At 58.4% G+C, this 13,570-nt stretch carries 9 protein-coding genes; 2 read left to right on the forward strand and 7 right to left on the reverse strand.

Annotated features, from left to right (window positions below):
- Nucleotides 1-18: 18 nt before the first annotated feature.
- The 4 genes from VK574_RS01495 to VK574_RS01510 all read right to left on the reverse strand — a co-directional run bounded on the left by VK574_RS01495 (nt 19) and on the right by VK574_RS01510 (nt 4,337).
- Complete coding sequence (locus tag VK574_RS01495) at nt 19-1,086, reverse strand: DNA topoisomerase IB (protein WP_472798029.1); 1,068 nt, start codon at nt 1,084-1,086, stop codon at nt 19-21.
- Between the two features lie 103 nt (nt 1,087-1,189).
- Nucleotides 1,190-2,587, reverse strand: a complete 1,398-nt coding sequence (locus tag VK574_RS01500; RefSeq protein WP_472798030.1) for a zinc dependent phospholipase C family protein — start codon at nt 2,585-2,587, stop codon at nt 1,190-1,192.
- 134 nt (nt 2,588-2,721) lie between these two features.
- Nucleotides 2,722-3,561 carry an ABC transporter ATP-binding protein gene (locus VK574_RS01505; protein WP_472798031.1) on the reverse strand — a complete coding sequence of 280 codons (840 nt, stop codon included), beginning with the start codon at nt 3,559-3,561 and terminating at the stop codon, nt 2,722-2,724.
- On the reverse strand, nt 3,561-4,337 hold the full coding sequence (locus tag VK574_RS01510) for an MlaE family ABC transporter permease (protein ID WP_472798032.1): 777 nt from the start codon (nt 4,335-4,337) through the stop codon (nt 3,561-3,563). Before VK574_RS01510 ends, VK574_RS01505 begins: the two co-directional genes overlap by 1 nt.
- Before the next feature lie 269 nt (nt 4,338-4,606).
- Here VK574_RS01510 and VK574_RS01515 point away from each other — a divergent pair, with 269 nt between their 5' ends.
- Both VK574_RS01515 and otsB read left to right on the forward strand, forming a co-directional pair.
- Entirely contained in the window at nt 4,607-6,997 is a 2,391-nt protein-coding gene (locus tag VK574_RS01515; RefSeq protein WP_472798033.1) for an alpha,alpha-trehalose-phosphate synthase (UDP-forming), read from the forward strand.
- 1 nt (nt 6,998) lies between these two features.
- A complete protein-coding gene (gene otsB / locus VK574_RS01520) occupies nt 6,999-7,856 on the forward strand; it encodes a trehalose-phosphatase (RefSeq protein ID WP_472798034.1) in 858 nt (285 codons plus the stop codon).
- Nucleotides 7,857-7,875: 19 nt separating this feature from the next.
- On the opposite strand, the gene VK574_RS01525 is transcribed toward otsB, so the two are convergent.
- The 3 genes from VK574_RS01525 to araD all read right to left on the reverse strand — a co-directional run bounded on the left by VK574_RS01525 (nt 7,876) and on the right by araD (nt 13,191).
- Entirely contained in the window at nt 7,876-9,321 is a 1,446-nt protein-coding gene (locus tag VK574_RS01525; RefSeq protein WP_472798035.1) for a sigma-54-dependent transcriptional regulator, read from the reverse strand.
- On the reverse strand, nt 9,314-12,235 hold the full coding sequence (locus tag VK574_RS01530) for an ATP-binding protein (protein ID WP_472798036.1): 2,922 nt from the start codon (nt 12,233-12,235) through the stop codon (nt 9,314-9,316). Before VK574_RS01530 ends, VK574_RS01525 begins: the two co-directional genes overlap by 8 nt.
- Before the next feature lie 236 nt (nt 12,236-12,471).
- The gene (araD, locus tag VK574_RS01535; RefSeq protein ID WP_472798037.1) at nt 12,472-13,191 is read right to left on the reverse strand and encodes an L-ribulose-5-phosphate 4-epimerase AraD; all 720 of its coding nucleotides are present in this window, start codon (nt 13,189-13,191) and stop codon (nt 12,472-12,474) included.
- Nucleotides 13,192-13,570 lie beyond the last annotated feature (379 nt).

Genomic DNA, 13,570 nt, shown 5'->3' on the forward strand with positions numbered 1-13,570 from the left:
CTCTCGGAAGAAAGAAAATCAGGCAGCCTTGGAGCGCGATTCGAGGAGAATCATCAGTTCCGTCTCTTCCTGACGGAGCGCATGGGAGTTCTTTGCATATCGTTTGCCCGCAGACTGAAGGGTCTTCAGGAGTTCGCCGGCGGTGTAACACTCGAGTACGGCGGGATGGATGTAGCACTTGCGGCAGACGGCGGGAGTGTTGCCAAGTTTTTCAGCCACATTCTTGATCGCCTCTACGATGTTCTTTTTGGCCTGTGTCTCGGATTCGAAGGCTTCGAATTCGCGCAGGGCGAGGCTGGCGAGGACAGTCCCTGCCCAGGTACGGAAATCCTTGGCGGTGAACTGCTGCTCGGTGATGGAGCGGAGATAGTCGTTCACATCAGAGGAGTCGACGGCGCGGAGAGATTCATCCTCGTCGACGTATTGAAAAAGCTCGTAGCCAGGTAGATCGAGGCATCGCTTCACGATTCTTGCCAGGCGGCGATCGTTCAAGTCGATGGTGTGGCGTTTACCGCTTTTGCCCTGGAATTTGAAGCGGACGTTGGCGCCATCGACGTCAACGTGCTTGTTGCGCATGGTGGTGAGCCCGTAGGAGTGGTTTTCTTTGGCATACTCTGCGTTGCCCACGCGGATGAAGGTCGTTTCAAGAAGCTGAACAATGGTGGCGAGGATTTTTTTGCGTGGGAGGCCGGTGAGGGCAAGGTCTTTTTCGACGCGCGCACGGATCGCGGGAAGCGCTTCGCCAAAGAGCTTCAAGCGTTCGTACTTGTTTTCGTCGCGCACCTCGCGCCAGCGCGGATGGTATCGGCTCTGCTTGCGGCCTCGTGCGTCGCGACCGGTTGCCTGGAGGTGTCCATTGGGGCGCGGACAGATCCAGACGTTCGACCATGCCGGCGGAATGGCGAGCGACTTGATCCGGGCGATCTCATCTTTGTTGCGGATGGCCCTGCCGTCCGGATCGAAATACTGAAAGCTCTTGCCGCGGCGCTTGCGGGTGATGCCGGGCTTGGCATCGTTTACGTAGCGAAGGCCGGCTAATCGGGAAGACTCGACTGGATCAAGAATGGTTTCGGTTGTGGATGACATGGACCCTGGGATTCGGCGCCGCGCTGGCAAGTCCGATCAGACCTTCGAAAGGTTGGATGCCGGAATCGGAGGGCGTGGATTTTTGCGGGAGCGTCGAGCGGCCCTATTCGTCCGTGCCTTGATCGTCACCATAGGTCGGATATGGCTGTGGCTCGTTGCTGGTGGACATGCCGGCAAGTGTCTTGAGGTCGGCGAGGACTTCGTTCCAGCGGGCGGGGTCTTTCTTTGTCGCGATGGGGAGATTGAGATTGGAATAGTACGCCTCGACGTCGCGCTTCACGCCCGGTGGAATGGGGCGATCCGGCTTTGCGACCAGTTTGTGCAGCAGGCTGGCATAGGTGGAGTCGGTGAGCGAATAGCCGCCGGGTTCGACCACGCGGCCCGTATCGAGATCGCGATTGGGAAGCGGGTGGCGGCGGTCCTGCTGAATGAGGGACGGGGGCCCGTTGAGCACAAGGCTGGTCAGCGGAGAAGGCGGAGCGGTGGAACGTGCGCCGACAGGAGTGAATGCCGCGAGGATGAGACGGAGATCGGTGGTTGCAACGGCTACGCTGTGTGCGTAATCCTCCTCCGTTTTCTGCGAGGGGCCTTTGATGTTGACCAGCGCAAGCGGACCAATCTTGGGAAGGATGAAGATGAGGCCTGCCAGCAAATGAGTCTCGATACCTGCCTTGCGTCGGTAGGCCTGCCAGTTGTTTTCCTGGTCGAGGGCGGCTGCTTCCTTTTCCAACTCAATCACCGCAGGCGAAGTCGGATCGGGCGGCTCACTGCCGCGGTGAAGCAGAGTGAGTGCGTAAGCGATGCGCGGGATGAAGGTCCGCGTTGCAAAACGGTAGTCTCTTACGTTGATGAGACGGAAGCGCCGCAGGCCGAAGTTCTCGGTAATGCCGTAGGTCTGGTAGTAGGCGAGGGCAAGTTGACGTGTGGAAACTCGCAGTCCGATGTGTCGCAGGAAACTCAAAGGAGCAACGCGGTGATGCGCGATTTCGTTGATGTCGAAGGCGAATTCGGTTTGCACGTGCTGGTGCTTGCCTTCGGCATAGCTTACCGATGAGCCGTACTTCGCGCGCAGTTTGGGAAATTCCTCGGGGACCGCGAGGTTGGTGGCCTCCGAGTGTCCGATGGAGTCGCCGAGGTAGTGGGAGAGAGCCCCAATGGCAAAGGCCAATTCGTCAGCGTTGCGGGCATTGCGAAAGAGATTGACGACAAAGTCCCCTGAGCGGACGTAGTGCGTCAGGTTCGAAAATGACCGATCGCCGAATGGATAGTAGCCGATGTCCTGGATCACGCAGCCGCCGTAGGCGTAGGCACGGGCGCGGTCAAGCTCAGCAGGAGTGAGGTTGGGGTAGCGACTCAAAAGGAGGGGAACGATCGAGTCTTTCCATGTAAGGTCGATGAGCTGTTCGTGCGTAAGCAGGGAATAAGGTGATGCGGGACGCGGCCACATCGTGAGAGCGAGAAGCGCCAACTGCGCAAAGATTCGAAAGCACCCGCGTCTCATAGATCTCCGGGGGATGACTCGTCCTCGCAAAGGCAGGACTGCAAGGAACGCCGCGAGACAGCACGGCTGTGTGTCATTGTACCGAGTCCATTGGATATCCCTGGAAATTGCCGCTGCAGCCCGAAGCAACTGGGTTACTCAATAAACTCGCGCACGAAAGGGTCCTGGCTTGAGACCAGCTCATGAAGAGAACCATCAAAGATGAGACGCCCTTCAGACAGCATCATGAATGTCGTCTTCAGATCGGTTTGATCTTTTGGCAGCGGCACCATGCGGTCTTCCGCCGGTTCGAAACGGTGGCTGCACATCGTGAAGGCATCCTGCAGCCGATGCGTAACGAGCACGGACGGAGTGTGATAGACATCGCGCTGTTTCACAATGAGCTCGATGATCGTTGTCGACGTGACGGGATCGAGGCCGCCGGTTGGCGAGTCATAGAGCAGGAGTTGAGGATTGTGGATCAGAGCGCGGGCAATCGCAACGCGACGCCGCATTCCTCCGGAAAGGCTGCCGGGATAGAGGCTGAAGGTCTGTTCGAGCCCTACAAAGCGAAGCGCCTCACGGACGCGGACATCGATCTCCTCGTCGGGGGCTTCTTCCTGGATGAGCTGGTAAGCGACATTGTCCCTCACAGGAAGCGAGTCGAAGAGAGCGCCTTCCTGAAATACCATTCCGGTTCGAGTGCGAAGGCGAAAGAGCTGCTGCTCGGGAATGCTCGAAATCTCTTCGCCGAAGAGATGAACGGAACCGGAGTCCGGACAGAGAAGCCCATTGGCAAGCTTGAGAAGAACGCTTTTGCCGACGCCGGCGGGGCCAAGCAGAATGCGCGTCTCGTCTGGTTGCACGGAAAAGCTCACGTCTACAAGCACTGGATGATCGAAGCCGATTGAGACGTGGCGAAAGTCAAGGACCGGTCCTTTGAATGCGGAACCGTTGTCGAGGGTTGGCGCGGTGGAGAGAGTAGAGTTTGTCATCAGCCGAAGATGGTGAGCATAATCTGAGTCACGAGGAAGTCAACGAAGATGATCAGCACGGAGGAGACGACGACTGCCTTAATTGTGGATCGACCCACGCCTTCCGTTCCTCCGGTTGTCCTGAGGCCGTAGAAGCACCCGATGCTGGCGATGATGAACCCGGAAAACAGCGGCTTGATCAGTCCCTGCATGATGTCGCCAACGCCCAGGTATTCATAGGCCATGGAGAAGTATTGGGTGCCGTTCTGGTGATTCATGAAGACGGTGACCGCCGCCCCACCGAGAATGCCGAAAAAGTTGGCAACGATGGTGAGAAAGAAAAGCATAGTCACGCATGCAAAGATGCGCGGGGTTACCAGTTTTCGCATGGGATCGACGCCGAGGGCACGCATGGCGTCAATCTGCTCGGTAACAACCATGGAGCCGAGTTCGCTGGCCATTGAGGAAGCGTTACGGCCCGAAACCATGATGCCGGTGAGTACGGGACCGAGCTCCCGGATCATTGAAGTGCTGACAAACCTTCCCGTGACGGCAGCGGCCCCAAACTGAGACAATGTAGCTGCAGACTGCAGGGCCAGAACGCCTCCGGTAAAGAATCCGGAGAGAAGCACAATGGAAGCCGAACCGAACCCGATGATGTCGGACTGCACCAGGAAATCGGGCCAGTAGATTGGCGGCCGGAAGATATTCGTGGCACCGCGATAGGCAAAAAGCGAATAAGCCTGCACCGTTGCTACGATGTTCTTGGCGGTATTCTCGACCGATTGGAATGCCATCAGGTTTTTGCACCGTAAGTTGCAGGATAAAGGACTACTTGTCCCCTCTGCACAGCATAGCGCATCCCGATGCGGTGTCTGCAGGCATTTAAGGCCGCTCGCACAGCTTGAATATGGGAGCAGGCGGGCTGAAATTGTGGCATTGATCTTCCTTGAACTTGGTAAGTCCTTGAGCACATTGGCGGTTTTATGAGTCCTCAATGAGCTGACGGCTCATGGACGTTGTGCATCTAATGGCTAGTGCCCGCTGGAGAATCTAAGGGAGGCTTATGCACTCGTTTCGCTTGCGTCTGATCCTTGCACTCATTGCAGGCGTGACGTTGCTCTCCGTGGCATCGACCTATTTTGAAGTCCTGGAGCACAAGCATGTTCTTCGCCAGGAGCTTGAATGGCGTTCAAGCTGGATGGGGGCTAGCCTCAAACCTCAATTGGAGCAGGCCTTCGCGCAGGACAATTCCGGTGGCTTTCCGGCACTGACGGAAAATGCGAAGGCGCAAACCGGAGCTTTGGGAGTCGGAGTATACGATCCCCAGGGACGCATGATTTCCTCCACCGGCGCTCCAGCCGTTTTTGACGCACTGGCGCACGCGCCCTTTGAAGCTCTGGCCAAGAAGACCCCGGTCGCGTCACTATCGCGCACCAACGTGGAGCGATCGCTCAAAAAAGGCATTCAGGTCAACGCATTCGGTCACACCGGCAATGTCCAGTGGCTGGAAGAGGTGTTTCCGCTTCACAACGGAGACCACCTTGCTGGGGCATTGGTCATCCTTGTCGACGCGGGATATATCCGGGACCAGAGTTACGATCTTTGGCGAAGGAGCTTCTGGTGGATCGTTGCGACCGTGGTGCTGATTGTCACCGTAACGTTCCTGATGGTGCGCTGGTTCCTGATGCGTCCGCTGATGCGCGTGGCCGAACGGCTGCGACGGCTGCGGATGGGGCACTTCGAAAGAGGACCGTCGCCCGGCTCGACGGAGATGAGCATCTTCAGCCCGCTGGCTCGCGAAGTGGAGACGATGGCCCAGAGCTTGATTGCGGCACGCGCGGCTGCGGCAGCCGAAGCGCGCCTGCGTGATGCCGGCGAGCACTTCTGGACACCCGAGAGGCTCGCAGTGCACATGAGAAGCAAAGCGAGCAGCCGGATCTTCGTCGTTTCAAACCGTGAGCCGTACATGCACGTCCGCGAAGGCCGCCAGACGGTCTGCGTGGTGCCGCCCAGCGGATTGGTGACTGCCATCGAACCCGTTTTGCGCGCTTGCGATGGAGTATGGGTGGCAAGCGGAAGCGGCAACGCGGATCGCGAGAATGTCGATGAATCCGATCGGCTGCGTGTGCCGCCGGACGATCCGAAATATACCCTGCGGCGTGTTTGGCTCTCGGCCGAAGAGGAATCGCGCTATTACGACGGGTTTGCGAATGAGGGTCTGTGGCCGCTTTGCCATATCGCGCATACGCGACCGATCTTTCGCGCTTCAGACTGGGAGACTTATCAGCGCGTCAATGAGCGGTTTGCCGCTGCGCTTCTCGATGAAATGAAAGGCAGCGCAGAGCCGCTCGTCTTTGTGCAGGACTATCACTTCGCGTTGTTGCCCAGGCTTATCAAGACGGCGCGTCCTGACGCCCGTGTGGCAATCTTCTGGCATATTCCCTGGCCCAATCCGGAAGCATTCGGCATCTGTCCCTGGCAGGCTCAATTGCTGGATGGATTGCTCGGAGCTGACCTGATCGGCTTTCATATTCCGCTGCATTGCCATAATTTTCTTTCGACCGTGGACCGCGTGCTTGAGGCTCGTACAGACCGCGAGCACATGACGGCGCGGCGCGCGGGGCACACGACAGCGGTCAGGCCCTATCCGGTCAGCGTGGCCTTCAGCGGAGGAATTCCAAGTTCTCTGCGCGTGATTGTTTCAGAGAGGGAAGACGATCGCAAGGAAGAGCGGCGCGCGATGCTCTCTGAATTCAACGTGCGTGCGGAGACCATTGCGGTTGGCGTGGACCGCCTGGATTATACGAAGGGAATTGTCGAGCGGTTGCTGGCGATTGAGGAACTGCTGCAGGAGCATCCGTGGCATCGCGAACGGCTGACGATGGTGCAGATTGCGGCTCCCAGCAGAACGCGTATCCAGAGCTACGCTGACTTGCGCAAGAGAGTCGACGAAGAGGTGAGGCGCATCAACCATCGCTTCCAGACGTCGCGATGGAAACCGGTAGTGCTGATCGATCGCCAGTGCAATCACGAGGAAGTCAACCGCTGGTATCGCATTGCCGATGTTTGCCTGGTGACTTCGCTGCACGACGGGATGAACCTGGTGGCGAAGGAGTTTGTGGCCGCGCGCGACGACGAAGATGGTGTGCTGGTGCTCAGTAAATTCACGGGAGCCGCGGTCGAGTTGCGCGATGCTCTCATTGTGAATCCTTACGATGTTGCCGAGGTGAGCGAAGCGATTCATCGCGGCCTCGAGATGCCTCGTGATGAACGCAGGCAGCGCATGCAGGAGATGCGCAAGCAGGTGATGGAGCACAATATTTATCGATGGGCCGCAATGGTGCTGGGGGATCTGCGAGATGTTCGGCTGGAAAGTCCGGACTCCGCGGAAACCTATGCCGGGCCTGGAAACGAGTCGGTGGTGTCCATCGACCCCTACCGTAAGATGGCTTAGAATGCGACAGGATTTGAAGCAGATAGAACTAGAGAAGCTGGAAACTTTCTTTTATTCGGTGCAATGCGCCCAGGCTCCCCTGTTGTTGTTGGACTACGATGGGACGCTTGCCGATTTCCGCATCAATCGATTTGAAGCGCGGCCATGGGCCGGCGTGCGTGAACTGCTCACAATCATTCAGAAAGACAAACGCACGCGGCTAACGGTGATTACAGGGCGCCCAGCTGGCGAGATCAACACCATGCTGCAGCTGCCAGAACCAGTTGAAGTCTGGGGTCTGCATGGTGCGGAGCGGCTGTTCGTCGACGGCCGCCGCGAGTTGCAGGAAGCTCCTGAGGAGGCGTGCGCGAAGCTTGAGGAGTTGCGGCAGCTACTGCGTCGCGATCCGTTTGGCGGGCTCTTTGAAGACAAGCCGAATGCGGTGGTCATGCACTGGCGCGGGCATTCTCAGCGACAAGCGAAATCGATCGAGCAGAAGACGCGTGCGCTCTTTGAGCCGGCGGCGCAGGTAAGCGGATTGTCGTTGCTCGATTTTGAGGCTGGCATCGAGTTGCGCGCAGGGCGTGACAAAGGCGGAGCGGTGCAAGCGATCGTGGAGCAGGCGGAACTGGACGCGCCGGTGACTTATCTGGGAGACGATCTTACGGACGAGTCCGCATTCTGCGCGATCAATCGAACACCGAATCCCCATCTAAGCGTGCTGATGCGGAGAGAGTGGCGGGAGACCGCTGCGGAGGTGTGGCTGCAGCCGCCTGACCAACTCCGATGGTTTTTGCGCCAGTGGGAGATGGCGTTGAGTGGGTTTGGAGCGCCAGCACGGCGCGTCACCGAGCCGACGGAGATCCGCCTGCGGGCTTAAGGTCTTCCGTAAGGCTCCATTATTCGCGACCGCGTTTGCGGATCTCGATGTTCAGGCGCTTGATCTTCTGGTTCAGCGTGGAGAGCGGAATGTGGAACTGCTCCGCGGCATCGGTCTGGTTCCAGTTGCAGCGCTCGAGTTTCTCAACGATGATACGACGCTCGATGTCTTCGAGGATGTCAAACAGCGAAGCGTTGGGGTTGTGCTCGAGAAGCGCGTCCTGAAAGCTGCGACCCGTGATGTGGCCCGGCAGGAGTTCAGAGCCGATGACGGGGCCCGATGAAAGCACGACGCCGCGCTCGATGGAGTTCTCAAGTTCGCGCACGTTGCCTGGCCACTCGTAATCGATCAGCGCTCGCAATGCGTCGGCGGAGAGCCTTCGCGGCGAGAGTCCGTTTTCGTTGGCGTAGAACTCCAGGAAGTGATTGACGAGCAGCGGAATGTCTTCGCGGCGCGAGCGCAGCGGTGGTAGATCGACCATGATTACGTTGAGGCGGTAGAAGAGGTCTTCACGGAATTTGCCTTCGCGCACGGCCTGGCGTAGATCGATGTTGGTGGCGGCGATGATGCGCACGTCAACCTGGATTTCCTGGATGCCGCCAAGATGCATGAAGCGGCGATCCTGCAGCACGCGCAGGATTTTCGCCTGCGTATCCGAGCCCATCGTGGCAATTTCGTCGAGAAAAAGCGTGCCGCCGTTGGCGACTTCGAACAGGCCTTTCTTCGAGGCGATCGCAGAGGTGAATGCGCCTTTTACGTGGCCGAAGAGCGTGGACTCAAGCAACTCGGTCGGCATGGCACCGGTGTTGATGGGCACAAATGGCTTGTCGCGGCGAGGCGAGTTCGCATGAATCGCCTTGGCGATCAGTTCTTTGCCGGTGCCGCTTTCGCCCTGGATCAAAACCGTGGAGCGGCTGGGCGCAACCTGCGAGACGAGGTCGAAAACCCGCAGCATGATCTCGCTTTTGCCTACAATGTTGGCGAAGTTGTAGCGCTGCTTGAGTGTCCGCTTGAGCTGGAGGTTTTCTTCTTCCGCCTTGTAGCGCGCGACGGCGGAACGAATGTCAGCCAGGAGCTTCTCGTTGTCCCACGGCTTTTGAACAAAGTTCTCAGCCCCGGCGCGGATGGCGTCGACGACATTTTCGACCGTGCCGTACGCGGTAATCATGATGACCGGCGTCTCGGGTTGGCGCTCCTTGATCTGCGGAAGCAAATCGAGTCCGCTCTGGCCGGGTAACGCCAGGTCGAGCAGGACAAGATCAAAGCTCTCCATTTCGAGCATGCGCAGGCCCTGTTCGCCGTCAGGGGCAGTCTTGATCGAATAGCCTTCGAGCGAAAGCAACACTTCGAGCGACTCGCGGATGCCGCCCTCGTCATCGATGACGAGAATGCTTCCAGCAGCGGAACCGGGCGAGAAGACTGAACCGGATGAAGAGAGATTTAGAGACTGATCGACCTCAGACATGTACCGACTTCCTTAGTAGCGGGAATTCAAGGTGGAAGGTTGTGCCGGCGCCGATGGCGCTCTCGACATGAATCTTGCCTGCGTGCTCCTGAATAATCCCGTAGGAAACGGAAAGTCCAAGACCTGTACCACGTCTCTCGCCTGGTCTGGGCGTGGTTTTTGTAGTGAAGAACGGATCATAGATGCGCTTCAGATGCTCCGGCGCGATGCCCGAACCGGAATCGGATATAACGGCTTCGACGTGTCCATTGACCAGCGTGGCGATACGTAACGTTCCGCCGCCGGGCATTGATTCTTTGGCGTTCAGAAGAAGATTGAGGAACACCTGCTGCAATTTGCCGGGGTTGCCGTGAATCGCCGGCAGGTTTTCGATCAGTTCCGTGTCGACGACGACCTGCGCGGTTTTGAACTGGTGCTCCAGCAGCGAAAGCGTATCGCGAATGACCTGGTTGAGATTGGTTTCGCGGAACTCCGTGGTGGAAGTGCGCGAAAAATTCAGAAGGCCATTGGCAATCTCAGAGGCTCGGAAGCTCTGCTGCGTGATTTTTTCGAGAACAGGGCCGAGGCGGGCATCGCCGCGCATCTGCTTTGAGAGCATCTGCGAGTACGAGGAGATGACGGCGAGGGGTGTGTTGATCTCATGCGCAACGCCCGCGGCCAGCAAGCCGATGGAACTCAGCTTGTCGGCCTGCGCCAGCTGCGTTTCGAGCGACACGCGCTCGGTGATGTCGTCCACCAGGACAATGCGGCCCACGATCACGAAGTCGCGCGAAAGCAAGGGAGCAATGGCGATGTTGACCGTCCGCGGTTCGCCGGCCTTGGTGGTGAGGTGAAACTTGTACAGATGGTGCACACCGGGCTCGTTGCGGAAGCCCTCAATTGCGGAAACGAATTCGTCAGGGAAGACGTCGCCGAGCTTCTGGCCTAGAGCTTCAGCGCGGCTCACGGCATACATGGCTTCCATCTGCGCATTCCAGCTCTCGATGCGGTCTTCAAGGTCGAGAGCGAGAATGCCGACATTAATCGATTCGACGATGTTTTCGTTGAACTCCTTCAGTCGCTCGAACTCGCTGATCTTCACTTCAAGCTGTGCATAGAGGCTTGCATTTTGCAGTGCAATGCCAATGTAGCTTGCGAGAGACTCGAGTAATTCCACGTCTTCGCTCGACAGAAAGTCGCCGCCGATGGTGCGGCCCAGCCCGATCACGGCGATGGTGCGCGTGGTCGAGCCGTCCTGCACGCGGCACGGCAGGTAATAGTTCAGGTCGAGCAAAGAGGCCGAGCGCTGTTGTTCGGGCGGCAGATGAAGCGCCTGCTGGGCATTCTCGAGAAAGATGTGCGAATGATCGAGCGCCGCGCGGTCAAAGTCGAGGAAGCCGAGGGCCAGTTTGTGCTCGGTGGCGGTGGAGAGCAGCCCATGCGATGCGGCAAGTCGCATGCCTCCGGAAGGCTGTGCGAGAAAGACTGCGACGCGCGAAACAAGAAGGGTACGCGGGAGCCGCTCGACGATGGAGTTGAGCAGCGCCTCGATATCGGTTTCGGAACTGAGGCTGCGTCCGAACTCGACCAGCGCCTTGCGGTAGTCGTATTTCTGCCGGTCAAATGCCTTGTCGACCCAACCTTGAATGCGGCGCTTCAAAGGGTCGAAGATCGCAGCCGTGCCGATGATGGCAACGATGAGACCCCACTCCTTTACGGCATCGGGGAGCCGTTGATGAACCATCACGGTGCTCAGAGCGATGGCACCAAAGTATCCGCCCACCAGGGTCGCGGTTGCGAGCGTATAGGCCACGCCGCGCTTGAAGATCAAGTCCGTATCCATCAGTCGGTAGCGGATGATCGCCCAGCAGAAAGTTAATGGAAGAAAGACCAGAGACAAGCCGGCCAGCTTGGTGAGCGGGCTTGGCATGCGAATGTCGAGCAGGAAGGGAATGGCGTTGAGAACGGTAAACGGACCGACCGCCAGCCATGCGCCGCGATACAGCCATTTCAGCTGCTGCCGCAGCAGGGGCGAATTTGACCGGCTGTAGCTGACCGAGAAGAGGATCGCGGCGAGCACGTAAAAGGACGCGTCATAGGCGATTCCAGCCTGTTCGAGGCGGTGTTTCAGCAGACCCGTCGCCTGCCAGCGCGTGAATGCCATCAGCCAGAGGCTGAAAAGGCCGATTCCGGGCAAATAGAGCAGTGGCGACATCCAGTGCCGCAGAGCCCCTTTGAAGCGCTCCTCGGGAAAGCTGACCGCAAAGTGCAAAAATAGCGCAGGTTGAACGGCTCCCGCGATCACACCAACCCAGAAGACGGTCCAATCGAGCGTATCCAGTTGCCCTGTATAGGCGAGGCCGTAAAGCGCAAACGACGCCAGACAGAACAGATAAAAGTGAAGAGCGCGTGGCGCGGTCCAGCGTCGAAAGAGGACGTAAATGCCAATAGCAAGATAGATCAGGCCAATCAGGCGGAGGCCGAGATAGGAACTTCGATCCGTCGTTCCCGGGTAGACGACGACCGGCGTATCGAGTGGCTCTCCACCGCGAGTGACGGAGTAATTGGCTGTACCGTAGGCGCCCGTGCGGTAAAGTTCGCGCTCAAAATCAGAGACTCGGGCGACTGCAACATTATTGACTGCGGTGAGCAGATCACCCTTGTGAATGCCGGCACGCTGGCCGGCACCGTCGGGAATGACCTTGCTTGCCTGCAGGCCACCATGCGCCTCGACCCACCAAACGCCGTCGTCGGGCTGCTCGAAGCGGCTCTCCTGCCGGAAATTCAACACGGCAAGCACCACCAGGCCGACCGTCGCCAGGGCCAGCAGTGTTGCCTGCAACCTGTTGAATAAGTTCGCTTCCATACCGTGGGATTCGCGCTTCACTTGAGTGAAAGCACGCAAGCTGCCATGCGGATCACGCTCCACGCCCATTGGTACCATCCCGGCAAATCAAACAGAAAATGCAAGATAGAGACGTTTCCACGATCATGACGTCAACCGGTCCGATGTGGATTTTTGTGAAAAATGCAGAAAACAATAGGTGCGATACGTAGAGAGGAATCGACCTACCGAAATCAGTATCGCGTTTTGCTGTCAGGGACTTCGCGGAAACGGCTGGTTTTACCGTCCCTTACGGTGCGATCCGATGCGTATCGGAACGCGGGGTGTTATCGCTGTCCGTAAGTCGCCTTCGGGCCATGTTTTCGCCGGTAATGGTGGTCGCTGACGTGGGAGGGGATGGGTTCGATGGCGGCGTTGAGCAGCGTGGCGCGAAAGGCGAGCCGGGCGATGTACTCGAGGACGTCGGCATGCTCGACGGCGTCTGCCGGTGACTTTCCCCAAGCGAAAGGGGCGTGGCCGGCAACAAGGACCCCGGGAACGGCAACGGGGTCGAGCACATCTTGCCGGAAGCGGCGGACGATGACTACTCCTGTATTGCGGACATAGCCGGAGGCGACTTCTTCAGCGGTGAGGGGTTCGGTGAGGGGGACGGGGCCGTGAAAGTAATCCGCGTGGGTGGTTCCCAGGCAGGGAATCGGACGGCAGGCCTGGGCCCAGGAGGTGGCGAATTCGGAGTGGGTGTGGACGATGCCGCCAATCTGCAGAAATTCGCGGTAGAGGAGGGTATGCGTGTCGAGATCGCTGGAGGGGCGCAGGTGGCCTTCGACGATTGTGCCGTCGAGATCGGTGATGACCAGGTCGGCGGGAGTGAGGGCAGCGTAATCCACGCCGCTGGGCTTGATGACGACCAGCGGTTTTGCCCCGGATCCGTCGATACCGGGACGACTTATGCCGCTGGCGTTCCCGAAAGTGTGCGGGGCGAGACCGCGACGGGCGATTTCCTGGTTGGCTTCGAAAACCTGTTGGCGTAATGACTCGAGGAGCATCGTGCATCCTGCTGCGGAGGGACGAGGATGAAGCAATCCCTCCCGTTTGGAATCAACGACAGTTTAGAGCACTTGCCTTGGGCTTAGCCGCAGAGTTTTCTCAGCATTGACTTATGGGTCGTTTTTGCCTGCTTCGCGGGTTTGGAGGGTTCGGCGAGTGTCTCGATTGTGCTCATGGTATTTGTCTTTTTCTATTAGCGAATTGGTAACCTCGCCCACAGACGTGTCGTTAGCACAGAATATGTCCGGTGTTTTTAGCAAGTGATATGTCCGCTTTTCGGGCGGCGAGGATGGAGCCATGCGCGAGAGCATGGAGATCTATCCGAGGACCGCAGCGGAGCGGGCGATGAAGTTACAGGAAGTGCTGTTGCGAGCCACA

The sequence above is a fragment of the Occallatibacter sp. genome, from assembly GCF_035317045.1.
GTDB lineage: Bacteria > Acidobacteriota > Terriglobia > Terriglobales > Acidobacteriaceae > Telmatobacter.